Source organism: Streptomyces triculaminicus (assembly GCF_017349075.1).
GTDB classification, from domain to species: domain Bacteria; phylum Actinomycetota; class Actinomycetes; order Streptomycetales; family Streptomycetaceae; genus Streptomyces; species Streptomyces triculaminicus.
In genome coordinates this window covers 1,045,814-1,068,544 of the sequence record NZ_JAFMOF010000004.1, presented here as the reverse complement: position 1 = coordinate 1,068,544, position 22,731 = coordinate 1,045,814, and the positions used below count along the sequence as shown (strand labels likewise).

At 73.9% G+C, this 22,731-nt stretch carries 18 protein-coding genes; 10 read left to right on the top strand and 8 right to left on the bottom strand.

The window, feature by feature from the left end:
• Positions 1 to 8: 8 nt before the first annotated feature.
• From J1792_RS27795 to J1792_RS27770, 6 genes are all read left to right on the top strand, one after another.
• Positions 9 to 932 (top strand): dihydrodipicolinate synthase family protein, encoded by a 924-nt coding sequence (locus J1792_RS27795; RefSeq protein WP_086572074.1) that lies wholly within the window; start codon positions 9 to 11, stop codon positions 930 to 932.
• A gap of 131 nt (positions 933 to 1,063) precedes the next feature.
• Complete coding sequence (locus tag J1792_RS27790; RefSeq protein ID WP_372446186.1) at positions 1,064 to 1,423, top strand: MmcQ/YjbR family DNA-binding protein; 360 nt, start codon at positions 1,064 to 1,066, stop codon at positions 1,421 to 1,423.
• A gap of 104 nt (positions 1,424 to 1,527) precedes the next feature.
• Positions 1,528 to 2,697 carry a CaiB/BaiF CoA transferase family protein gene (locus J1792_RS27785; protein ID WP_207248420.1) on the top strand — a complete coding sequence of 390 codons (1,170 nt, stop codon included), beginning with the start codon at positions 1,528 to 1,530 and terminating at the stop codon, positions 2,695 to 2,697.
• A complete protein-coding gene (locus J1792_RS27780) occupies positions 2,694 to 3,836 on the top strand; it encodes an acyl-CoA dehydrogenase family protein (RefSeq protein WP_207248419.1) in 1,143 nt (380 codons plus the stop codon). Before J1792_RS27785 ends, J1792_RS27780 begins: the two co-directional genes overlap by 4 nt.
• A 60-nt stretch (positions 3,837 to 3,896) precedes the next feature.
• Positions 3,897 to 5,111: an acetyl-CoA C-acetyltransferase gene (locus tag J1792_RS27775; RefSeq protein WP_086572357.1), complete on the top strand. Its 1,215-nt coding sequence runs from the start codon at positions 3,897 to 3,899 to the stop codon at positions 5,109 to 5,111.
• Positions 5,112 to 5,329: 218 nt separating this feature from the next.
• On the top strand, positions 5,330 to 7,510 hold the full coding sequence (locus J1792_RS27770) for a 3-hydroxyacyl-CoA dehydrogenase NAD-binding domain-containing protein (RefSeq protein WP_207248418.1): 2,181 nt from the start codon (positions 5,330 to 5,332) through the stop codon (positions 7,508 to 7,510).
• Positions 7,511 to 7,550: 40 nt separating this feature from the next.
• Here J1792_RS27770 and J1792_RS27765 read toward each other — a convergent pair whose 3' ends face one another.
• Together J1792_RS27765 and J1792_RS27760 are read right to left on the bottom strand one after the other, a co-directional pair.
• On the bottom strand, positions 7,551 to 8,288 hold the full coding sequence (locus J1792_RS27765; RefSeq protein ID WP_086572353.1) for a MerR family transcriptional regulator: 738 nt from the start codon (positions 8,286 to 8,288) through the stop codon (positions 7,551 to 7,553).
• A gap of 154 nt (positions 8,289 to 8,442) precedes the next feature.
• Positions 8,443 to 9,954, bottom strand: coding sequence for a M1 family metallopeptidase (locus J1792_RS27760; RefSeq protein WP_086572351.1), 1,512 nt, complete (start codon positions 9,952 to 9,954; stop codon positions 8,443 to 8,445).
• 234 nt (positions 9,955 to 10,188) lie between these two features.
• Here J1792_RS27760 and J1792_RS27755 point away from each other — a divergent pair, with 234 nt between their 5' ends.
• Entirely contained in the window at positions 10,189 to 12,117 is a 1,929-nt protein-coding gene (locus tag J1792_RS27755) for a Xaa-Pro dipeptidyl-peptidase (protein WP_307843109.1), read from the top strand.
• 76 nt (positions 12,118 to 12,193) lie between these two features.
• Here J1792_RS27755 and J1792_RS27750 read toward each other — a convergent pair whose 3' ends face one another.
• Complete coding sequence (locus tag J1792_RS27750; protein WP_207248417.1) at positions 12,194 to 13,144, bottom strand: FAD-dependent oxidoreductase; 951 nt, start codon at positions 13,142 to 13,144, stop codon at positions 12,194 to 12,196.
• 70 nt (positions 13,145 to 13,214) lie between these two features.
• Here J1792_RS27750 and J1792_RS27745 point away from each other — a divergent pair, with 70 nt between their 5' ends.
• A complete protein-coding gene (locus J1792_RS27745; RefSeq protein ID WP_242646630.1) occupies positions 13,215 to 14,294 on the top strand; it encodes an oxidoreductase in 1,080 nt (359 codons plus the stop codon).
• Between the two features lie 13 nt (positions 14,295 to 14,307).
• Positions 14,308 to 15,945 carry an ABC-F family ATP-binding cassette domain-containing protein gene (locus J1792_RS27740; RefSeq protein ID WP_086568455.1) on the top strand — a complete coding sequence of 546 codons (1,638 nt, stop codon included), beginning with the start codon at positions 14,308 to 14,310 and terminating at the stop codon, positions 15,943 to 15,945.
• Positions 15,946 to 16,100: 155 nt separating this feature from the next.
• On the opposite strand, the gene J1792_RS27735 is transcribed toward J1792_RS27740, so the two are convergent.
• The 3 genes from J1792_RS27735 to J1792_RS27725 all read right to left on the bottom strand — a co-directional run bounded on the left by J1792_RS27735 (position 16,101) and on the right by J1792_RS27725 (position 20,266).
• Entirely contained in the window at positions 16,101 to 18,485 is a 2,385-nt protein-coding gene (locus tag J1792_RS27735; protein WP_372446185.1) for a Tex family protein, read from the bottom strand.
• A 99-nt stretch (positions 18,486 to 18,584) separates the two neighbouring features.
• On the bottom strand, positions 18,585 to 19,442 hold the full coding sequence (locus tag J1792_RS27730) for an SCO6745 family protein (RefSeq protein WP_207248415.1): 858 nt from the start codon (positions 19,440 to 19,442) through the stop codon (positions 18,585 to 18,587).
• A gap of 71 nt (positions 19,443 to 19,513) precedes the next feature.
• The gene (locus J1792_RS27725; protein ID WP_207248414.1) at positions 19,514 to 20,266 is read right to left on the bottom strand and encodes an enoyl-CoA hydratase/isomerase family protein; all 753 of its coding nucleotides are present in this window, start codon (positions 20,264 to 20,266) and stop codon (positions 19,514 to 19,516) included.
• Between the two features lie 235 nt (positions 20,267 to 20,501).
• Here J1792_RS27725 and J1792_RS27720 point away from each other — a divergent pair, with 235 nt between their 5' ends.
• On the top strand, positions 20,502 to 21,014 hold the full coding sequence (locus J1792_RS27720; RefSeq protein WP_086568461.1) for an ATP-binding protein: 513 nt from the start codon (positions 20,502 to 20,504) through the stop codon (positions 21,012 to 21,014).
• Here the strand turns inward: J1792_RS27720 and idi are convergent.
• Together idi and J1792_RS27710 are read right to left on the bottom strand one after the other, a co-directional pair.
• Complete coding sequence (gene idi / locus J1792_RS27715) at positions 20,989 to 21,597, bottom strand: isopentenyl-diphosphate Delta-isomerase (RefSeq protein WP_086568463.1); 609 nt, start codon at positions 21,595 to 21,597, stop codon at positions 20,989 to 20,991. The two genes, J1792_RS27720 and idi, sit on opposite strands and share 26 nt — an antisense overlap.
• A 110-nt stretch (positions 21,598 to 21,707) precedes the next feature.
• Positions 21,708 to 22,655 (bottom strand): cation diffusion facilitator family transporter, encoded by a 948-nt coding sequence (locus J1792_RS27710; RefSeq protein ID WP_086568465.1) that lies wholly within the window; start codon positions 22,653 to 22,655, stop codon positions 21,708 to 21,710.
• Between the last annotated feature and the right edge of the window lie 76 nt (positions 22,656 to 22,731).

Below are 22,731 nucleotides of genomic sequence, written 5' to 3'. Positions count from 1 at the left end.
GTCGGCGCGTGGTCGTCTCCGGGGTCGTCCCCCCGCTCTGCACGCCGCTCACCGCCGACGGCGAGGTCGACACGCGTTCCCTCGGCTCCCTGGTCGAGCACGTGCTGGCGGCCGGCGCCCATGCCGTCTTCGTCCTGGGGACCAGCGGCGAGAGCGCCCTTCTGACCGATGCTCAGCGCGCGGCCGCGCTGGCGGCGGCGGTCGAGGCCGTCGCCGGCCGGGTGCCCGTCCTGGCCGGGGTCATCGACATGACCACCGCCCGCGTCCTGGACCACGCCCGCGCGGCCGCCGCGCTGGGCGCCGACGCGCTCGTCGCCACCGCGCCGTTCTACACCGGCACCCATCCGGCCGAGGTCGCGGACCACTTCCGGCGCGTCCGGGCCGGTGCCGGGCTGCCGCTGCTCGCCTACGACATCCCCTCCGCCGTGCACAGCAAGCTCTCGGCCCCGACGCTGCTCGAGCTCGCCGAGGACGGCACGCTCGCCGGACTCAAGGACAGCAGCGGGGACCTGGGCGCCCTGCGGCGGCTGCTGGTCGCCCTGCGCGAGCGGGGGCGCGCCCACGACTTCGCGGTGCTCACCGGCTCCGAGCTGACGGTCGACGCCGCGCTGCTGGCAGGCGCGGACGGCGTCGTGCCGGGGCTGGGCAATGTGGACCCGGCGGGCTACGTGCGCCTGTACGAACACGCCCGGGCCGGGCGCTGGGCGGAGGCGGCCGCCGAACAGGACCGGCTCGCGGCGCTGTTCGCGCTGGTCGACGCCGGGGGCACGGCGGAGATGAGCGGCAGCGCGGCGGCGCTGGGCGGCTTCAAGGCGGCGCTGCGGGCGCTCGGGGTCATCGAGTGCGCGGCCACCGCCGCGCCGCTGCGGGTCCTGCCGGACCACGCGGTGGCGCGGGTTCGGCGGCTGCTGGCGGAGGCCGGGCTGCTGTAGGCGGCGTCGGCCCACCGGGCGCGGGGTGCGCCGGCCGGCGGCCCGCGCGCCGCACGGGCCGCGTTGTCAGTGGCATGGGGCACCATCGACGTCACCAGAGCACGCCCGCCCGGCCTTTTGGAGGCATCCCCGTGTCCGCCGCACAGCGCACGAAGGTCCGTGACTTCGCCCTCTCCCTCCCCGGCGCCGTCGAGGAGTTCCCCTGGGGTGACGACGCGGTCGTCAAGGTCAACAAGAAGATCTTCGTCTTCCTCGGCTCCGAGGGGGACACGGAGTCGCCCGGCATCTCCGTCAAGCTCAAGGACGAAGAGGCCCACGGCCACGCCCTGGCCGTCCCCGGCGCCGCGCCCACGGCCTACGGGCTGGGCCGGCACGGCTGGGTGAGCGTCCCGCTCGCCGGGGCACCCGCCGGCCTGCTCTGCGACTGGGTCGAGGAGAGCTACCGCGTCATCGCCCCCAAGCGGCTCATCGCCCAACTCGACGCGCGATGAGGCGCGGAGGGGGCTTGTGGACGGTGGAACACGTTCTTAACATCACTGACATCACGACTGTTACAGCAGTTGTGTCATAAGGCATCGGATGTGGGGGCGGCCGCATGACGGAGACGAGGGCGAGCGGTCCGCTCACCGGAGTGCGCGTGCTCGAGCTCGCCGGCATCGGGCCGGGGCCCTTCGCCGCCATGTTGCTCGCCGACCTCGGCGCGGACGTCGTACGCGTCGACCGGCCCGGCGGCCCGGGCCTGGGCGTCGACCCGGCGTACGACATCACCAACCGCAACAAGCGCTCGGTGCTCGTCGACCTCAAGAGCCCGGACGGCCCCCCGGCCGTGCTCGACCTGGCCGGGCGGGCCGACATCCTCCTCGAGGGCTACCGCCCAGGCGTCGCCGAACGCCTCGGCGTCGGCCCCGACGCCGCGCTCGCCCGCAACCCCGCCCTGGTCTACGGGCGGATGACCGGCTGGGGCCAGCAGGGCCCCCTCGCCCACGCCGCCGGGCACGACATCGGCTACATCGCCGTCACCGGCGCCCTCGGCATGACCGGCCCCGCCGACGGGCCGCCCTACCCCGCCGCCAACCTCCTGGGCGACTACGCCGGCGGCTCCCTCTACCTCGTCGTCGGCGTCCTCGCCGCCCTCCAGCACGCGCGCGCCACCGGCACCGGACAGGTCGTCGACGCTGCCATCGTCGACGGCACCGCCCACCTCACCGCGATGATCCACGCCATGCTGGCGGCCGGCGGCTGGCAGGACCGGCGCGGCGCCAACCTCCTCGACGGAGGCGTGCCCTTCTACGGCACGTACGAGACCGCCGACGGCGGCCACATGGCCGTCGGCGCGCTGGAACCCCGCTTCTACGCCGAGTTCGCCCGCCTGCTGGGCCTCGAGGACGCCCAGGCCGCCGCGCGCGCCGACGCCGGCCGCTGGGAGGAGCTGCGGGCGGCCGTCGCCGCGCGCTTCCGGCAGCACACCCGCGCCGAGTGGACCGAGATCTTCGAGGGCACCGACGCGTGCGTGGCCCCCGTCCTGTCCCTGCGCGAGGCCCCCCGCCACCCGCACCTGGCCGCCCGCGGCACGTTCGCCGAGCACGCCGGCATCACCCAGCCCGCCCCCGCCCCGCGCTTCTCCGCGACCCCCGGCTCCCTGCGCAGGCCGCCGGCCCGGCCGGGGGCCCACACCGCCGAGGTGGCCCGCGACTGGGACGTGCCCGGCCTCGGGGAACACGCCCTCGAGGAGACCGAGCCGCAGAAAGGCAGCCCGAACAGATGAAGCGTCAGATCTTCAGTCCCGACCACGAGGCCTTCCGGGAGACCGTGCGCGCCTTCCTCGCCCGCGAGGTCGCCCCGCACTACGCGCGCTGGGAGGAGGACGGCATCGTCTCCCGCGACGCCTGGCTGGCCGCCGGCCGGCAGGGGCTGCTGGGCCTGGCCGTGCCCGAGGAGTACGGCGGCGGGGGCGACCCCGACTTCCGCTACAGCGCCGTGCTCGCCGAGGAGTTCACCCGGGCCGGAGCGGCCGGCCTCGCCGTCCCGCTGCACAACGACATGGTCGGCCCCTACCTGGCGAAGCTCTCCACCGACGAGCAGAAGCGCCGCTGGCTGCCCGGCTTCTGCTCGGGCGAGATCGTCAGCGCCATCGCCATGACCGAGCCGGGCGCGGGCTCGGACCTGCAGGGCATCCGCACGACCGCCGAGGACCGCGGCGACCACTGGCTGCTCAACGGCTCGAAGACCTTCATCTCCAACGGCATCCTCGCCGACCTGGTCGTCGTCGTGGCGAAGACGACGCCGGAGGGCGGGGCCAAGGGGCTGAGCCTGCTCGTGGTCGAGCGGGGCATGCCGGGCTTCGAGCGCGGCCGCAACCTCGACAAGATCGGCCAGAAGGCGCAGGACACCGCCGAGCTCTTCTTCCGCGACGTCCGGGTGCCCAAGGAGAACCTCCTGGGCGAGCTCGACGGCGCGTTCCTCCACCTGATGGGCAACCTCCCCCAGGAGCGGCTGAGCATCGCCGTGAGCGCGATCGCGGCGGCCGAGCACCTGCTGGAGGCCACCACGCGGTACGTCAAGGAGCGCGAGGCCTTCGGCCGGCCGCTGGCCAAGCTCCAGCACATCCGCTTCGAGATCGCCGAGATGGCCACCGAATGCGCCGTCACCCGCGCCTTCCTCGACCGCTGTATCACCGACCACGACCGCGGCGAGCTCGACGCGGTGCACGCCTCGATGGCCAAGTGGTGGGCCACCGAGCTGCAGAAGCGGGTCGCCGACCGCTGCCTGCAGCTGCACGGCGGCTACGGCTACATGACCGAATTCCCGGTGGCGAAGGCCTTCACCGACGGCCGGATCCAGACGATCTACGGCGGCACGACCGAGATCATGAAGGAGATCATCGGCCGTTCCCTGCTCTCCTGACCCACCCCCGCCCCCGGCGGGGAACCCCGCCCCCTCCGGCCTCCCGAAAGGCTTACGACCTTGAGCACCGAAGCGTACGTATACGAGGCGATCCGCACCCCTCGCGGGCGCGGTAAGGCCAATGGCGCGCTGCACGGCACCAAGCCCATCGACCTCGTCGTCGGCCTCATCCACGAGGTGCGGCGGCGCTTCCCGGACCTGGACCCCGCCGCGATCGACGACATCGTGCTCGGCGTCGTCAGCCCCGTCGGCGACCAGGGCTCCGACATCGCCCGCATCGCCGCGATCGCCGCCGGACTGCCCGACACCGTGGCCGGCCTCCAGGAGAACCGCTTCTGTGCCTCCGGCCTCGAGGCCGTCAACCTCGCCGCCGCCAAGGTCCGCTCCGGCTGGGAGGACCTGGTCCTCGCGGGCGGCGTCGAGTCGATGTCCCGGGTGCCCATGGCCTCCGACGGCGGCGCCTGGTTCGCCGACCCGATGACCAACCTCGACGTCAACTTCGCGCCCCAGGGCATCGGCGCCGACCTGATCGCCACGGTGGAGGGGTTCTCCCGCTTCGGCGTCGACACCTTCGCCGCCCGCTCCCAGGAGCTGGCCGCGGCGGCCTGGAAGGACGGCCGCTTCGACCGCTCCGTCGTGCCCGTGCGCGACCGCAACGGCCTCGTCGTCCTCGACCGCGACGAGCACCTGCGGCCGGGGACCACTGCCGAGTCGCTCGCCGCGCTCAAGCCCTCCTTCGCGGGCATCGGCGAGCAGGGCGGCTTCGACGCCGTGGCCCTGCAGCAGTACCACTGGGTCGAGAAGATCGACCACGTCCACCACGCCGGCAACTCCTCCGGCATCGTCGACGGCGCCGCCCTCGTCGCCATCGGCAGCCGCGAGGTCGGCGAGCGCTACGGCATGCGGCCCCGGGCCCGGATCGTCTCCGCCGCCGTCTCCGGCTCCGAGCCCACCATCATGCTCACCGGCCCGGCCCCCGCCACCCGGAAGGCCCTGGCCAAGGCCGGGCTGACCATCGACGACATCGACCTGATCGAGATCAACGAGGCCTTCGCGGCCGTGGTGCTGCGCTTCGCCAAGGACATGGGCATCGGCCTGGAACGCATCAACGTCAACGGCGGCGCCATCGCCATGGGCCACCCGCTGGGCGCCACCGGCGCCATGCTGCTCGGCACCGTCGTCGACGAGCTGGAACGCCAGGACAAGCGGTACGGGCTGGTCACGCTGTGCGTGGGCGGCGGCATGGGTATCGCCACGGTCGTCGAGCGCGTCTAGGGGGTGTCCGATGGGTCGGCACGGGCCCTGCGGCTCCCCCAGCTACCGCTGGGAGGTGCCCCCAGCACGGCACCTCGCTGCGTTGTCGCATCGCCCAAGGACGCCCAGTCCGAGGGAGACGCTCCGCCTTGCGATGCACCGCACCAGACGCCGCAGGACCCGCACCGACCCATCGGACACCCCCTACCGCTCCCCCTACCTCTGGAGACTTCGAGAAAATGAGCGAGCCCACCACCATCCGCTGGGAGCAGAACGGCGACGGCGTCGTCACCCTCGTCCTCGACGACCCCCGGCAGTCCGCCAACACCATGAACGACGCCTTCGCGTCCTCCCTCGCCGCGGTCGCCGACCGCCTGGAGGCCGAGCGCGGCGCGGATCCGGCGTCCGTGCGGGGCGTCATCATCACCTCCGCCAAGAAGACCTTCTTCGCCGGCGGCGACCTGCGCGACCTGATCGCCGCGACGCCCGCCGACGCACAGCGCGTGTTCGAGTCGAGCCTGGCCGTCAAGCGCGACCTGCGCCGCATCGAGACCCTCGGCGTGCCGGTCGTCGCCGCCGTCAACGGCGCGGCCCTCGGCGGGGGGTACGAGATCGCCCTCGCCTGCCACCACCGCGTGGCCCTCGACGCCCCCGGCTCGAAGATCGGCCTGCCCGAGGTCACGCTCGGCCTGCTGCCCGGGGGCGGCGGCGTCACCCGCGCCGTACGCCTCCTCGGCATCACCGACGCGCTGCTGAAGGTGCTGCTGCAGGGCACGCAGTACGACCCCCGGCGCGCCCTCGAGGCCGGGCTGGTGCACGAGGTGGCCTCCGACGCCGACGAGATGCTGGCCAAGGCCCGCGCCTTCATCGACGCCCACCCCGAGGCCGTGCAGCCCTGGGACGTCAAGGGCTACCGCATCCCCGGCGGCACCCCGGCCAGCCCCCGCTTCGCGGCGAACCTGCCGGCCTTCCCCGCCACCCTCAGGAAGCAGACCGGCGGCGCGCCCTGCCCGGCGCCGCGCGCCATCCTGGCCGCCGCCGTCGAGGGCTCCCAGGTCGACTTCGAGACCGCGCAGGTCATCGAGGCCCGGTACTTCACCGAGCTGGTCACCGGGCAGACCGCCAAGAACATGATCCAGGCGTTCTTCTTCGACATGCAGGCCGTCAACTCCGGCGCCAACCGCCCCCAGGGCACCGAGCCGCGCCCGGTGCGCAAGGTCGCCGTCCTGGGCGCCGGCATGATGGGCGCGGGCATCGCCTACGCCTGCGCCCGGGCCGGCATCGAGGTCGTCCTCAAGGACGTCTCGGCCGAGAACGCCCGCAAGGGCAAGGCCTACTCCGAGGGCCTGCTCGCCAAGGCGCTGGCCAAGGGCCGTACGACCGAGCGCAAGCGCGACGAGCTGCTGGCCCGGATCACGCCCACCGCCGACGTCGCCGACCTCGCGGGCTGCGACGCCGTCATCGAGGCCGTCTTCGAGGACCCCGCGCTCAAGCACAAGGTCTTCCAGGAGATCCAGCACGTCGTGGCGCCGGACGCGCTGCTGTGCTCCAACACCTCCACCCTGCCCATCACCCTGCTGGCCGAGGGCGTCGAGCGGCAGACCGACTTCGTCGGCCTGCACTTCTTCTCGCCCGTCGACAAGATGCCGCTGGTGGAGATCATCAAGGGCGAGCGGACCGGCGACGAGGCCCTCGCCCGGGCGTTCGACCTGGTGCGGCAGATCCGCAAGACGCCCATCGTGGTCAACGACTCGCGCGGCTTCTTCACCTCGCGCGTCATCGGGCGGTTCATCAACGAGGGCGTCGCCATGATCGGCGAGGGCGTCCCCGCCGCCTCCGTCGAGCAGGCCGCCGCCCAGGCCGGCTACCCGGCGAAGGTGCTCTCCCTGATGGACGAGCTGACCCTCACCCTGCCCCGGAAGATCCGCGAGGAGAGCCGGCGCGCGGTCGAGGAGGCCGGCGGCACCTGGACCCCGCACCCGGCCGACGCCGTCATCGACCGGATGGTCGAGGAGTTCGGCCGCACCGGCCGCAGCGGCGGCGCCGGGTTCTACGACTACGCGGACGGCAAGCGGGCCGGCCTCTGGCCGGGGCTGGCCGAGCACTTCGGCCGGGACGACGCCCGGATCCCGTTCGCCGACATGAAGGAGCGCATGCTCTTCTCCGAGGCGCTGGACACCGTCCGCTGCCTGGAGGAGGGCGTGCTGACCTCGGTGGCCGACGCCAACATCGGTTCGATCCTGGGCATCGGCTTCCCCGGCTGGACGGGCGGCGCGCTGCAGTACGTCAACGGCTACGAGGGCGGCCTGCCCGGCTTCCTCGCCCGGGCGCGCGAGCTCGAGGCGGCGTACGGCGAGCGGTTCGCGCCGCCCGCGCTCCTGGTGGAGAAGGCGGCCAAGGGCGAGACGTTCACGGACTGACCCGCCGGGCCACGTACGGGGGCGCCCGGGGCGGCGCCCCTCAGCCCCCGTACGTGGCCCGCAGCTCCTGCTTGAGCGACCGCTGGAAGGCCGTCACCAGGGCCTGCACCACCAGCGGCTGCATATGGGCCGAGAGCGACTTCATGGCCTCGACCTCCTCCGGGTCGCTCTCGCCGGCGCTGTAGGGCCCCCAGACCTCGTCGTGGAAGAGCCGGGTCAGCTCGCGGGCCGTGGCACGGGCGTGCTCGACCAGCACGGCCCTGGCGGCGCGTATGGTCTCCAGGGCCATGGGCACGTCCAGCAGCTGGACGCCCAGCCCCAGCAGGGCCGGGTCCACCCGGAAGGTGTCCGTCCCGCCCTCCGTCCGCTCCAGCACGTTCATGGCGACGAGCCGCTCGACGTCCTCCTCGGTCAGCGCCCGCCCGGCCCGCCGCTCCAGCAGCGCCCGGGGGGTCTCCTCCGCCCGGTCCGGCGTCCAGGAGGCCACCAGGGCGCGGTGGATGGCCAGATCGTGGGCGCTGAGATCGTCCGGGAGCCGCCGCAGGTAGCGCTCGATGGCGGCCAGCGTCAGCCCCTGGTGCTGCAGCTCCTCGATCAGTGCCAGCCGGGAGAGGTGGCCCTGCCCGTAGCGGCCGACCCGGCGCGGGCCGATCTCGGGCGGGGGCAGCAGGCCCCGGGTGCCGTAGAAGCGCACCGTGCGCACGGTCACCCCGGCGCGGGCCGCCAACTCGTCGACGGTGAGGTGCGTTTCCGCCACGTCCTCGGCTTCGGTGGCCATCGCTGTGCCCGCCTTCCTGTCGCGCCCTTCCGGCTCAACAGTATTGCTGTGCCACCACCGCTGTGAAACCTCGTGGGACGCCTCGTGGCCGGATGCGGGAAGGGCCCGTCGCCGGTGGCGACGGGCCCTTCAGGGTGACCGGAGCGGGTCCGGGTCAGTGCCGGTGGGCCCGCTGGGCCTCCTGGATCTTCTTCCAGGACCTGGGCTCGGCGGCCTTGAGCGACTTGCCCGACGCGCCGGCCGTGGCCTTGCCGATGCCGTCCCTGGCGGCGGCGGCCGCGCTCGGCTTCGAGGCGGTGTTCAGCCAGGTGTCGAACAGCTTCTGCAGCGGCTTGCCGGAGACCTTCTCGGCGAACTTCGCGAAGTCCTCGACCGAGCCGTTGCCGAAGCGGTTCTGCTCCGTCCAGTCCTTCAGCAGCGCGAAGAAGGTCTTGTCGCCGACCTTGTTGCGCAGCGCCTGCAGGGCGACGGCCCCGCGGTTGTAGACGGCGGAGTGGAACTGGTTGTTCGCGCCCGGGTCGGACGGCTTGACCTTCCAGAACTCGTTGTCCGCCGGAACGCCGTTGTAGACGTAGTCGGCGAGCTGCTGGGCCGTGCCCTCGCCCTCCTTCTCCGACCACAGCCACTGCGCGTAGGTGGCGAAGCCCTCGTTGACCCAGATGTCACGCCAGTTCTTCACCGAGACGCTGTCGCCGAACCACTGGTGCGCGAGCTCGTGCACGACCAGGGAGGCGTTCGCGCCGTTGGCGAAGCCCGACGGGCTGTAGTACGGCCGGGTCTGGGTCTCCAGCGCGTAGCCGGTCTTGACGTTGGGAACGTAGCCGCCGATGGCGTTGAAGGGGTACGGCCCGAAGACCTTGCTCTCCCAGTCGATGATCTCGGTGGTGCGCCCGACGCTGGCCTTGGCCGAGGCGAGGTTGTCGCCCAGGTCCTTGCTGTAGGCGTTGAGGACCGGCAGCCCGTCGGCCGTCTTGTCGGTGGTGATGTCGAACTTGCCGACGGCCAGGGTGGTCAGGTAGCTGGCCTGCGGCTTGGTGGCGCGCCAGTTGTAGCGCGTCCAGCCCAGCTTGGAGGTCTGCGACTTCAGCTCGCCGTTGCTGACCGTCTGCAGGCCGTCCGGCACCGAGACCGAGATGTCGTACGTGGCCTTGTCGCGCGGGTGGTCGTTGCTCGGGAACCACCAGACGGCCGACTCCGGCTCGTTGGCCACGACGGCCCCGTCCGGGGTGCGCTGCCAGGCCGAGTAGCCGTCGATCTTCACCTGCGAAGGGGTGTCGCTGTAGCGGACGACGACCGTGATCTCCTTGCCCTCCTCCAGCGGGGAGGCGGGCGTGATCTCCAGTTCGTGGGCGCCGGTCTTGGCGAACGGGGTGGGCCTGCCGTTGACCAGGACCTCGCTCACCTTGAGGGCGAAGTCGAGGTTGAAGCGGGAGAGCGCCTGGGTGGTGGTGGCGGTCAGCGTCGCCGTGCCGTCCAGCTTGTCGGACTTCGGCTCGTACTTCAGCCGCAGGTCGTAGTGGGAGACGTCGTAACCGCCGTTCCCGGACGTCGGGTAGTACGCGTCTCCGGCTCCCGGCGCGCCGGGCGTGGCGTCGGCGGCCGAAGCCGGGACCGCCAGCATCAGGAAGGCGGCGGCCGCGCTCGGAACGATGAGTCTGTGACGCACGAGTCACTCCAACTCGTAGGGGGCGAAAGATCACTCGGAGCCTATGTACTCATTGAGGGAAGGGCCATGTCCATGGTGCGTACCGACATGTGATCGACATGTGGGTGTCATGAGAACGCTCCCGGCCATCTCCCGGACACCCCCGACCCCTTCTGTCCGCCGTTCACCCGCGCTACCGTCCGCCCCGTGCCGATACACACGCGGAATCCCCGCAGAGCGTGGACAACTCCCTTGGTGGCGGCCCTGATCACTGTGGTCGCCCTCCTCCTTCCGGCCCCGCTCGCCGCGTCCGCGGCGGCCGCGTCCCCCGGCGCGCCGGACGAGAGCAGGCCTGTCTACTCCTACGACCGGGCCGTCCGGGAATCCGTCTGGGTGGACACCGGGATCGACGGTGACGGCGACGGCCGCGCCGACCGGGTCGCCGTCGACGTCGTCCGCCCCCGCGAGCCCGCCGAACAGGGCCGCCGGGTACCGGTCGTGATGGACGCCAGCCCGTACTACTCCTGCTGCGGGCGCGGCAACGAAAGCCAGAAGAAGACCTATGACGCCCAGGGGAACCCTGTCCAGTTCCCGCTGTACTACGACAACTTCTTCGTACCGCGCGGCTATGCCGTCGTTCTGGTCGACCTCGCCGGAACCAACCGTTCCGACGGCTGCGTGGACATCGGCGGCCGCTCCGACATCGCCTCCGCCAAGGCCGTCGTCGACTGGCTCAACGGCCGCGCCCGCGGCTACGCCTCCCGCACCGGGCGGGCGGCCGCCCGGGCCGACTGGTCCACCGGGGCCGTCGGCATGATCGGCAAGAGCTACGACGGCACCATCGCCAACGGCGTCGCCGCCACCGGCGTACCGGGCCTGAGGACCATCGTCCCCATCGGCGCCATCAGCTCCTGGTACGACTACTACTTCGCCCAGGGCGCGGCCCTCTTCGGCAGTGGCCCCGACGCCCTCGCCGACCGCGTCGAGAGCCCCGCCGCGCGCGGCCGCTGCCAGGCCGTGCAGCGCGCGCTCGCCGACGGCGCGCCCCGCAACGGCGACTGGACGCCGCTGTGGAGCGAGCGCGACTACCTCAAGGACGCCCGCAAGGTCCGCGCCAGCGTCTTCGCGGTCCACGGCATGCAGGACCTCAACGTCCGCACCAAGCACTTCGGCCAGTGGTGGGACGCCCTCGCCGGGCAGGGCGTGGAACGCAAGGTGTGGCTCTCCCAGGCCGGGCACGTCGACCCCTTCGACTTCCGCCGCGAGAGCTGGGTGACCGCCCTGCACCGCTGGTTCGACCACTACCTGATGGGCTACGACAACGGCGTCGAGCGCGAGCCGATGGCCGACATCGAGCGCGCGCCCGGACAGTGGACCACCGACCGCGTCTGGCCGCCCCGCGCCACCGCCCCCACCACCCTGCGCCCGGCCCCCGGCCCCGCCCCCGGCGTGGGCTCCCTGGGCACCCGGGCGGCGCCCGCCGGCGCCGTGGAGTCCTTCACCGACGACCCGCGGCTGGACGAGAGCGACTGGGCCTCCCGCGTCGACGAGACGACGCCGGCCAAGGCCGGCTTCACCACCCCGCCGCTCACCGCCGACCTGCGGCTGTCCGGCTCCTCGACGGTCCGGCTGACGGTCACCCCCTCCACCGCCTCCGCCCACCTGTCGGCCGTCCTCGTCGACCTCGGGCCCGCCGTGATCCGCGACTACGCCGCGAGCGGCGAGGGCATCCGCACCCTCGCCGACCGCACCTGCTGGGGCAGCGGCACCACCGGCGACAGCGGCTGCTTCCAGCGCACCGAGGCGGACACCGCGAGCGTCGCCCACACCGTCTTCAGCCGCGGCTGGGCCGACCTCGGCCACCACGCCGGCCTCTCCCACGGCGGCCCGCTGACCCCCGGGCGGCCCTACACCATCACCCTCGGCCTCGCCGCCACGGACCACGTCGTCCCCGCCGGCCACCGCCTCGCCCTGATCGTCGCCGGCACGGACGCCCGCCTGGTCGAACCGGCCTCCACCACGCCCCGGGTGACCGTGGATCTGGCCGGCGGCGAGGCGAGCCTGCCGTTCGTCGGCGGCTCCCGGGCCTTCGCCCGCGCCACGCGCCACAGCGACCCGGCGTACGAGCGTCCCGGCGCGCCCCTGAACGGTCTGCGCCCGCCCGCGCCCGCACTCCTGCGCTGACCCGCTCGTCCGACGCGGGGCGGCCCCACAGGCCCCCTCGGCCCCTACGGCCTCCCGGCCCCCGGGCCGTCCCGCGTCAGCCCTCCACCAGGTCCGCCGCCTCCAGCGCGCACCCCCAGGACACCGTGATGCCCGCCCCGCCATGGCCGTAGTTGTGCACCAGGCGGGCACCCGACGGCAGCCGCTCGGCCTCCAGCCGCACCCGCGGGCGCCCCGGCCGCAGCCCCACGCGGTGGCCGAGGATCCGGGCCTGGGCCAGCCGGGGGAACACCCTCGAACAGCGACTGATGATCGCCTGCGCGGTGCACGGCGAGGGCGTGCGGTCCCACGCGTGCGCCCGGGCCGTGCCGCCCAGCACCACGCCGTACGGCTGGGGGAAGACGTACAGGGAGTCGCCCTTGTGGTCGTCGACGGCGGTGAACCACTCCTCGACGCCCGGGTTCTCCACCACGACCAGCTGGCCCCGCACCGGATGGACCGACGGATCGGGCACGAGGTCGCGGGCGCCCAGGCCCGTGCAGTTCACCACCGCCGCTGCCCCCTCGCCCGCCTGGGCGAGCGAACGCACCGCCCGCACCGTGACCGTGCCGCCCGCAGCGGCCAGCCGCCGCTGCAGATAGGCCAGATGGGCCGCCATGTCGAGCAACGGCAGCCGGGTGCGCACCCCTCGGTCGTACCCGCGCGGCAACTCCGCCTCCCGGGCCGCCCGCAGCCCCGGCACCCGCGCCGACCACGGGCCCAACTCGACCGGTGTCAGGCCCGCGTGGGTACCGGAGACCATCCGCACCCCCGTCTCCGGCTGCCCGGCGAGCCCCGCCATGACCGGCAGCGAACGCAGCGCCCAGCGCCCGGCCGCCTCCTGGGGCTGTATCCGGTAGGGCCACCACAGCCCGCCGGCCACCGCCGACGTGGTCTCCGAGGACGGCGAGCGCGTCAACACCTTGACGCCGCGCCCGCGTTCCGCCAGCACGACCGCGCTGGTCAGGCCGATGACGCCGGCGCCGACCACGATCACATCGCTTGCCATGGGGGTGACGGTACAGGCGAAAACACGGCCGCCGGGCTCGAAGCGGCGCACGCGGGGGAATAGACCGTGCATGGCAGTGGAGTACGTGTCCCTCGCGCTGGAAGCGGCGCCCCGCGCCGGCGCGGAACAGGTCGTCGGCGCCGGTCAAGTGCGCCGGGAGTCCCCGGACTTCGTCGTGGGCGGCAAACCCTTGCTCACCCTCCTCGCCGCGGCCGGAGCGGTCTCGCCGCTCGCCTCCGACGTGGACCCCTCCCCGCTCACCCCGCATGCGCGCGCCCTGCTGCCCCAGGACACCCCGTGCGGCGATCCCCCGCTGGAGAGCGGCCGTTACGTCCTCTACGCCTGCTCCGAGTGCGCACTGCTGGAATGCGGGGTCGTCACCGCCGTCGTCGAGCGCGAGGGCGCGGACGTCGTCTGGCGGGACTTCGTCTGGCAGACCGGCGAGGGCGCGGACCCCCGGCGCGACGGCTACCCCGGGGTCGGCCCCTTCCGCTTCCGCGCCGGCGAGTACCGCGCCGCGCTCGCCGCGCTGACGGCCGACGGGACCGCGCCGCCCGCCCGGCGCGTCCTGCTGGTCGGCCCCCGCGTCGCCCTCTTCGCCCGTGCCGCGGCCGGACTGCGGGCCGGCGGCATCGGCGCGGAGATCTCCCGCGACGCGGCGGGAGCTCACGCGGACGAGCTACGGACGTACGGGGCGGTGGCCTTCGACCGTACGGTCGACGAGGCGGGCCGGGCCGCGGTGCGCGCCGCGTTCGCGACCGCCGGCGGAGACGCGACGTTCGTCGAGGCGCCGGCGCCCGTCGCGGAGCTGCTGGTCGCGCAGCTGGAGCAGGCGCTGCGGCGCTCGCCCGGCGGCGAGCGCCGGCTGGCCGGGCTGAGCGCGGCGGCGGGGGAGGCCCGCCTGGAGACGGCCGCCGCCTGCCGGGTGAGGGTGACGGCCTACCGGCCGGGGCGGCTGCGGGGCGCCCGGATGCTCGAGGTCTTCGACGGACCGCTCGAGCCCGGATGCCACCGGGTGCCGCTGGGGCCCAGAGTGGCGTACGTCGTGGCGCGTACGTACGGCGACGTACTGGTCACGCGCGTGGGCGCCGGGGCGGACGGCCGGGCGCAGGGCGAAAACCGGTTCGGTGCCCGGGAGGCCACCCGATAGAGTCGGTGGCCTCATGAGTGCCACCCTCGTCGCCAAGGATCTCGCCGCCGGGCACGGCGACCGCACCCTCTTCTCCGGGCTCGACCTCGTCGTCGCGCCCGGTGAGGTGATCGGTCTCGTCGGAGCCAACGGCGCGGGCAAGTCCACCCTGCTCCGCCTCCTCGCCGGCCTGGACCGGCCCGAGGAGGGCGCGCTGCGGCTCAGCCCGCCGACCGCGACCGTCGGCCACCTGCCGCAGGAACCCGAGCGGCGCGAGGGCGAGACGGTCCGCGCCTTTCTCGCCCGCCGCACCGGCGTCGCCGCCGCCCAGACCGCCCTCGACACCGCCACCCAGGCCCTCGTCGACGGCGCCCCGGGCGCCGACGACGCCTACTCCACCGCCCTCGAGCGCTGGCTGGACCTCGGCGGCGCCGACCTGGACGAGCGCGCCGACGAGGTGGTCGGCTCGCTCGGCCTGACCGTCGGCCTGGACCGGCCCATGACCGCCCTCTCCGGCGGCCAGGCCGCCCGCGCCGGGCTGGCCTCGCTGCTGCTCAGCCGCTACGACGTCTTCCTGCTGGACGAGCCCACCAACGACCTCGACCTGGACGGCCTGGCCCGGCTGGAGGACTTCGTCACCGGCCTGCGCGCCGGCACGGTCCTCGTCAGCCACGACCGCGAGTTCCTCGCCCGCACCGTCGACAAGGTCCTCGAGCTCGACCTCGCCCAGCAGCAGGTCACCCTCTACGGCGGTGGCTACGCCTCCTACCTGGAAGAACGCGAGACCGCCCGCCGGCACGCCCGCGAGGCCTACGACGAGTACGCCGACACCCGCTCCTCCCTCGAGGCCCGTGCCCGCACCCAGCGCAACTGGATGGAGAAGGGCGTCCGCAACGCCCGCCGCAAGTCCACCGACAACGACAAGATCGGCCGGAAGCTCCGCGCCGAGTCGACCGAGAAGCAGGCCGCCAAGGCCCGCCAGACCGAGCGCCTCATCGAGCGGCTCGACGTCGTCGAGGAGCCGCGCAAGGAGTGGGAGCTGCGGATGGAGATCGCCGCGGCGCCGCGCTCCGGCGCCGTCGTGGCGACCCTGCGCGGGGCGGTGGTCCGGCGCGGCCCGTTCGTCTTCGGCCCCGCCGACCTGCAGATCGACTGGGCGGACCGGGTCGCCGTCACCGGCGCCAACGGCTCCGGCAAGTCCACCCTCCTCGCCGCCCTGCTCGGCCGGCTGCCGCTGGACGAGGGCAGCGCGTCCCTGGGGCCGGGCGTCGTCGTGGGCGAGGTGGACCAGGCCCGGGCGCTGTTCTTCGGCGGCGAGGCCCTGCTCGACGCCTTCGGTGCGGCCGTCCCGGAGCTGGCCCCGGCGGACGTGCGCACCCTGCTGGCCAAGTTCGGGCTCAAGGCGGCGCACGTGCTGCGCCCCGCCGTCACGCTCTCCCCGGGCGAGCGGACCCGGGCGGCGCTGGCCCTGCTGCAGGCCCGGGGCGTGAACCTGCTCGTCCTGGACGAGCCCACCAACCACCTGGACCTGCCGGCCATCGAGCAGTTGGAGTCGGCGCTGGCGTCGTACGACGGGACGCTGCTGCTGGTGACCCACGACCGCCGCATGCTGGACGCTGTCACTGTGACCAGGCGCCTCGAGGTGTCCGAAGGCCGCGTTACGGAACGCTGAGTCCGGGCCGCGCCGCGCGCGCTGTCCTCAAACGCCGGACGGGCTGATTTCAGCCCGTCCGGCGTTTGAGGACAAAGCACGGCAGCCCGTCCGGCGTTTGAAGACCCAGGTCCGGAGCGGAGCCCCGGGACACGGTGAAAGGGCGGGACCGGGGCTCAGTCGCGCAGCAGGCCCGCCCGCCGCAGCGCGTCCGCCATCGCCCCGTCGGCGGCGGGAGCCGGAGCCGGCCGGCCGCCCGCCTCGCGGCGGGGGCGCGGGGCACCGCCCCGGCGCGGGGCACCGCCCCGGCGCGGGGCGCGCTCGCGCGGCGCGGCCGGGGCCGCACCCCGGCCGTCCTCGGCGGCCGGCGCCGCCTCGTCCTCGAGCCGCAGCGTCAGCGAGATCCGCTTGCGCGGGATGTCCACGTCGAGCACCTTCACCCGCACGATGTCGCCCGGCTTGACCACGTCACGCGGGTCCTTGACGAACGTCTTCGACATCGCCGAGACGTGCACCAGGCCGTCCTGGTGGACGCCGACGTCCACGAACGCCCCGAAGGCGGCGACGTTGGTGACGACGCCCTCCAGGAGCATGCCCGGGCGCAGGTCGCCGATCTTCTCGACGCCGTCCTTGAAGGTCGCCGTCTTGAACGCCGGCCGCGGGTCGCGGCCCGGCTTCTCCAGCTCGCGCAGGATGTCGGTGACGGTGGGCAGGCCGAAGGTGTCGTCGACGAAGTCGTCGGGCCGCAGCGAGCGCAGGGTGGCGGTGTTGCCGATGAGGGAGGCGACGTCGCCGCCCGTGGCCTTCACCATCTTGCGCACCACGGGGTACGCCTCGGGGTGCACGCTGGAGGCGTCCAGCGGGTCGTCGCCGCGGATGCGCAGGAAGCCGGCGCACTGCTCGTAGGCCTTGGGGCCGAGCCGGGCCACGTCCTTCAGGCCCCTGCGGGAGCGGAAGGGGCCGTTGGCGTCGCGGTGGGCGACGATGTTCTCGGCGAGGCCCGAGCCGATGCCGGAGACGCGGGAGAGCAGCGGGGCGGAGGCGGTGTTGACGTCGACGCCGACGCCGTTGACGCAGTCCTCCACCACGGCGTCGAGCGAGCGGGAGAGCTTCACCTCGGACAGGTCGTGCTGGTACTGGCCGACGCCGATCGACTTGGGGTCGATCTTGACCAGCTCGGCGAGCGGGTCCTGCAGGCGCCGGGCGATGGACACCGCGCCGCGCAGCGAGACGTCGAGCTCCGGCAGCTCCTGGGAGGCGAAGGCGGAGGCGGAGTACACCGAGGCGCCCGCCTCGGAGACCATCACCTTGGTGAGCTTCAGCTCGGGGTGACGGGAGATCAGGTCGGTCGCCAGCCGGTCCGTCTCGCGGGAGGCCGTGCCGTTGCCGATGGCGACCAGCTCCACGCCGTGCTCGCGGGCCAGTCGCGCCAGCGTGGCCAGGGAGGCGTCCCACTTGTTCTGCGGGACGTGCGGGTAGATCGTCTCGGTGGCGCACACCTTGCCGGTGGCGTCCACGACGGCCACCTTCACGCCCGTACGGAAACCGGGGTCGAGGCCCATGGTGGCGCGGGTGCCGGCCGGGGCGGCGAGCAGCAGGTCGCGCAGGTTGGCGGCGAAGACGCGGACCGCCTCGTCCTCGGCGGCCTGGCGCAGCCGCAGTCGCAGGTCGATGCCGAGGTGGACCAGGACGCGGGTGCGCCAGGCCCAGCGGACCGTGTCGCCCAGCCACTTGTCGGCCGGCCGGTTCCGGTCCGCGATCCCGAAGCGGCGGGCGATCATCTGCTCGTACGAGCTGGGGCCCGCGGCTGTCCCTGCGGCCTCGTCCGCGGGCTCCGGCTCCAGGACGAGGTCGAGTACCTCCTCCTTCTCGCCGCGCAGCATGGCCAGGACGCGGTGCGAGGGCAGCGCGGTGAAGGGCTCGGCGAAGTCGAAGTAGTCGGCGAACTTCGCGCCGGCCTCCTCCTTGCCGGAACGGACCCTGGCCGCCAGCCGGCCGCGCGTCCACATGCGCTCGCGCAGCTCGCCGATGAGGTCGGCGTCCTCGCCGAACCGCTCGGTCAGCACGGCCCGGGCGCCCTCCAGCGCCGCGGCGGCGTCGGCGACGCCCTTGTCCGCGTCGACGAAGGCGGCCGCCGCCGCGAGCGGCTCGACGCCGGGGTCGGCGAGCAGCCCGTCGGCCAGCGGCTCGAGCCCGGCCTCCCGGGCGATCTGCGCCTTGGTGCGCCGCTTGGGCTTGAAGGGCAGGTAGATGTCCTCGAGCCGGGCCTTGGAGTCGGCCTCGCGGATCCGCGCCTCCAGCGCCTGGTCCAGCTTGCCCTGCGAGCGTACGGACTCCAGGACCGCCGTCCGCCGGTCCTCGAGCTCCCGCAGATACCGCAACCGCTCCTCGAGGGTGCGCAGCTGCGCGTCGTCGAGGGCGCCGGTGGCCTCCTTGCGGTAGCGGGCGACGAAGGGCACGGTCGACCCGCCGTCGAGCAGTTCGACGGCCGCCCGCACCTGCCGTTCCCGTACGCCGAGTTCCTCGGCGATCCTGCCTTCGACCGACGTCGACGTCGTCACGATCACGCTCCGCTTGTCTCCCGGGCCGCGATGGGCCGCGAACCTGCATTGTGGCAGGTGCCCAGGGCGGCGCGGGATCGCGACCGGCCGTGCCGCCGGTCAGCCGTTCAGGTCGGCGGGGAAGGCGCCGGCGGCCACGGCGGTGGCGGTGAAGGCCCTCACCAGCTCCGTCAGCCGGGCCGTGGCCGCGGCGCCCAGGTGCGCGTAGGGGGCCGTGTCGAGCCGGTCCGTCTCCGTCTCCAGCTCCTCGCGCAGGGTGGCGCCGGCCTCCGTCAGCCGTGCGTCCGCGTCGAGCAGTCCGCGGGCCCGCAGCCTGTCCTGGCCCGCCGTCAGCTCGGCCATGCTCCAGCCGCGGGTGCGCACCAGCCACTCCAGGGACATGCCCCGCCCGGCGGCGGTGTGGCTGACGAGCGCCTCGACCGGGTCGAGCCCGGCGCGGGTGAGGGCCATCAGGTGCCCGTCGCCCCGGTGCTCGCGCAGCAGGGTGGTGGCGTGCCACAGGGCGAGGTGCGGGGCGTCGGGCACGGGCAGGTCGGCGTGGGCGGAGTACAGCGGGCGGGCGGCGCGTTCGCAGGCCTCGGCGGCGCGCAGCGCCAGGGCGGCGGCCTCGGCCATCTCCGGGGAGACGACGAGCTCGTCGCCGAGCACGCGGCGCAGCGTGGTGTCGGCGGCCCGCAGGCGGGCGGCGAGGACCTGGTCGGGCGTCACGACGTCCCACACGCGCGGCAGGTGCTCGGCCACCAGGTCGTGCTTGAAGCTGTGGAACGTGGCGGTGACGACGCCCGGGCCGACCCTGCCGAACGCGGCCGAGCGCGAGGCGAAGTAGACCGCCCGGTGGTGTTCCACGCCGAGGGCGCCCAGCTCCCGGCGGACGTCGGGGGAGAAGTAGACCGTGGAATGAACGGAGTTGACGCGGTGGGCACAGCGCCGGACGGCGCCTTCGGGCAGAGTCTCCATGCCCGAAGGCTACCGACCGGTCAGTACGTGCGGGAAGTCCCCGGGCGGGAGGACGCCGACGTCGCCGGAGGTCACCCCGTCCACTCGAAGCGCGGCGTCCTGCGCTCCAGGAACGCGGCGACCCCCTCGGTGCCGTCGCCGCTGCCGTGCGCCTGCCCGGCCCAGTACGCGAGGCGGTCCGCGTCCACCGGACCGGCCGCGAACTCCTTGGCCGCAGCCTGGGTCAGCTGTGAGCGCGAGGCCAGCGTCCGGGCGAACTCCGCCACCCGCCCGTCCAGTTCCTGCGCCGGCCACACCTCGTCCACCAGGCCCGTGCGCAGCGCCCGTTCGGCGTCGATCAGTTCGGCCGAGAACAGCAGGTACTTGGCCGTCGCCGGGCCGACCAGATCGACGAGGCGGCGGGTGGAGGAGGCGGCGTAGACGATGCCCAGCCGCGCCGGGGTGATGCCGAACGACGCCCCCTCCGCCGCGAACCGCAGGTCGCAGGCGGCCGCGAGCTGGCAGCCGCCGCCCACGCAGTGGCCGCGCACCGCCGCGATGGTGGGCTTGGGGAAGGCGGCCAGGGCCTCCTCGGCCGCGACCGCCAGGTCCCTCGACTCCCGGCCGCCGTCGGCGGTCAGCGCGGAGATGTCGGCCCCCGCGCAGAAGGTGTCGCCCTCGCCGGTCAGCACCAGCACCCGTACGGCCGGGTCCGCCGCGCAGCGCCGCAGCAGCTCGGGCAGCCGCCGCCACATGTCCGTGGTCATGGCGTTGCGCTTGGCGGGGTGGGCGATGCGGACGGTGGCGGTGGTGCCGTCGACGTCCAGACGCAGTGCGGGCTCCATGCGTGGGATGCTATCCGGGCCGTACCCGCGTCCCTCCGGGCCGTACCCGCGCCAGGATCGCTCAGTGAAGGGCGAAAGGGGACACCAGGAACAGTCGTGAGAGTGACCGCGGCATACGCACGCGATCAAAAGCCGTCGATAGGCATCGACTTCCTGTCAGCTCGCCGGTGCGGAGCCCGCGGTTCCCAACACTCGGTCCGTGCGGTCGAGCCACGGCGAGGGGTTGGTATCGGACATGGAGACACTCGGGAGCGTCCCGCCCGAGCCGGGGCACGCGCCCCTGCCCCGCAAGCCCGCCGAGTACGACGGGACCTGGCGGTACACCGCCCCCGCGCTCGATTCCACCGTCCCGCGCGCCCGGCACGCCGTCCGCGACCTGATGCGCCGCCGGCACGTACCCCTGCGCGAGGACCTGCTGCAGGGGCTGCTGCTCATCGTCTCCGAGCTGGTCACCAACGCCGTCCGGCACGCGGCGCTGCTCTCCCCGGAGGTGGGGCTGGAGGTCTCCGTCGGCCCCGAGTGGGTGCGCGTGGCCGTCGAGGACAGCCACCCGTACCGGCCCGGACCGCTCGAGGCGTTCCCCGACGACGAGCCGCGCACGGGCGGCCGCGGCCTGCTGCTCGTCCAGGCCACCGTCGACGAGGCCGGCGGCCGCTGCGACGTCGAGCACACGGCGAGCGGCGGCAAGGTGGTCTGGGCCGCCCTGCCGCTGCGCCCCTCGGCTACCAGCCCGCTGCGTCCCCGGTGAGCTCCCGGATCGCCGGCCTTGCGGCGTCCAGCACCGTGGTGAACCACGCCGAGAACGGATGCTTCTCCAGCAGCCCGGCCAGTTCCCCGGGCGTCACGAACGCCGTCTCCGCGATCTCCTCCGGGTCCGGGCTGGGCTCGGCCCGCACGGTCCCCACGAAGAGGTGGTTGTACTCCTGCTCGACCAGGCCCGAGGCCGGGTCGGGGTGGTTGTAGCGCACGGTGCCCGCCTCGCGCATCAGCGAGGGGGCCAGGCCCAGCTCCTCTCCCGTGCGCCGGGCGGCCGCCACGAACGGCGGCTCGCCGGGGTAGGGGTGGCCGCAGCAGGTGTTCGACCAGACGCCGGGGGAGTGGTACTTCCCCAGGGCCCGCTGCTGCAGCAGCAGCCGGCCGGCGTCGTCGAGGAGGAAGACCGAGAAGGCGCGGTGCAGCCGGCCGGGCGCGAGATGGGCGGAGACCTTCTCGGCGGTCCCGATGGTTCTGCCGTTCTCGTCGACCAGCTCCAGCATGATCGGCTCAGCGGTGGCGTCGGCGGGGACCGGGGCGGAGCCGGCGGAGCGGCCCGTGGCTGATGTGATCGGCATTGACCATCCTCGTTGTCGGTCTTCGACCCTCAAGTCTGCCGTACGGAATGCCCACAACAGCGACAGATGACTCCGGTCGGCCCGCCCGGCCCGTAGCGGGCGGCCGGAGCTCAGTGGCAGAGCCTCGCCTCGTGCGCGGCATGCCCGCTCGGCTCGAGCTGGAAGGTGCAGTGCTCCACGGCGAAGTGCTCGCCCAGACAGCCCTGCAGCTCGTGCAGCATCTTCTCCTGCCCGGCGGAGTCCAGCCGTGCCGGGTCGACCACCACGTGCGCCGAGAGCACCGGCATGCCCGATGTGATGGTCCACACATGCAGGTCGTGCAGGTCCTCCACGCCGGGCAGCGCCATGATGTGCGCCCGCACCTCGGCCATGTCCACGTCCTTCGGCGCGGCCTCCAGCAGGACGTCCAGCGCCTCGCGCAGCAGCTTCAGCGTGCGCGGCACGATCATCACGGCGATCAGCAGCGAGGCCACCGGGTCCGCCTGGGTCCACCCTGTGACCATGATCACAAGGGCGGAGACGACCACCGCGAGGGAGCCCAGCGCGTCCGAGAGGACCTCGAGGAACGCCCCTCGCACATTGAGGCTCTCCTTCTGGCCGCGCATCAGCACGGCCAGCGAGACCAGGTTGGCGACCAGGCCGACGAGGCCGAAGATCACGGTGGTGCCGCCCGGCACCGGGGCCGGGGTGATCAGCCGGTCGATCGCCTCGACCAGGATGAAGCCGCCGACGCCCAGCAGGAGCAGGCAGTTCAGCAGCGCCGCCAGGATCTCGGCGCGGGCGTAGCCGTAGGTGCGCCGCGCGCTGGGGGGCCGGTTGGCGAAGTGGATCGCCACCAGCGCCATCGAGACGCCGACCGCGTCCGTCGCCATGTGCCCGGCGTCCGCGAGCAGCGCCAGCGAACCGGTCAGCGCGCTGCCGACGATCTCCGCGACGAGGATCGTCAGCGTGATGCCCAGCGCGATCCGCAGCCGCCCCTTGTAGGCGGCGGCCGCGGTGCCGCTCACGCCGGCGGGGGGTCCCCCGTGCGAGTGGCCGTGGTCGTGCCCCGCTCCCATGAATGCCGCCTCCCGAACACGTGCCCAGAAACGGCCGGCGGGTGCCGGCCGAGGCCCAGTGAACAACGGGTGGGGG

What these genes read in the sequence shown, in the direction of transcription:
- idi (WP_086568463.1), bottom strand. Translation starts at nt 21,597, where the DNA reads ATGCCGATCACATCAGCCACGGGCCGCTCCGCCGGCTCCGCCCCGGTC.
- J1792_RS27745 (WP_242646630.1), top strand. Translation starts at nt 13,215, where the DNA reads ATGGCAGTGGAGTACGTGTCCCTCGCGCTGGAAGCGGCGCCCCGCGCC.
- J1792_RS27785 (WP_207248420.1), top strand. Translation starts at nt 1,528, where the DNA reads ATGACGGAGACGAGGGCGAGCGGTCCGCTCACCGGAGTGCGCGTGCTC.
- J1792_RS27720 (WP_086568461.1), top strand. Translation starts at nt 20,502, where the DNA reads ATGGAGACACTCGGGAGCGTCCCGCCCGAGCCGGGGCACGCGCCCCTG.
- J1792_RS27740 (WP_086568455.1), top strand. Translation starts at nt 14,308, where the DNA reads ATGAGTGCCACCCTCGTCGCCAAGGATCTCGCCGCCGGGCACGGCGAC.
- J1792_RS27725 (WP_207248414.1), bottom strand. Translation starts at nt 20,266, where the DNA reads ATGGAGCCCGCACTGCGTCTGGACGTCGACGGCACCACCGCCACCGTC.
- J1792_RS27730 (WP_207248415.1), bottom strand. Translation starts at nt 19,442, where the DNA reads ATGGAGACTCTGCCCGAAGGCGCCGTCCGGCGCTGTGCCCACCGCGTC.
- J1792_RS27710 (WP_086568465.1), bottom strand. Translation starts at nt 22,655, where the DNA reads ATGGGAGCGGGGCACGACCACGGCCACTCGCACGGGGGACCCCCCGCC.
- J1792_RS27765 (WP_086572353.1), bottom strand. Translation starts at nt 8,288, where the DNA reads ATGGCCACCGAAGCCGAGGACGTGGCGGAAACGCACCTCACCGTCGAC.
- J1792_RS27750 (WP_207248417.1), bottom strand. Translation starts at nt 13,144, where the DNA reads ATGGCAAGCGATGTGATCGTGGTCGGCGCCGGCGTCATCGGCCTGACC.
- J1792_RS27770 (WP_207248418.1), top strand. Translation starts at nt 5,330, where the DNA reads ATGAGCGAGCCCACCACCATCCGCTGGGAGCAGAACGGCGACGGCGTC.
- J1792_RS27780 (WP_207248419.1), top strand. Translation starts at nt 2,694, where the DNA reads ATGAAGCGTCAGATCTTCAGTCCCGACCACGAGGCCTTCCGGGAGACC.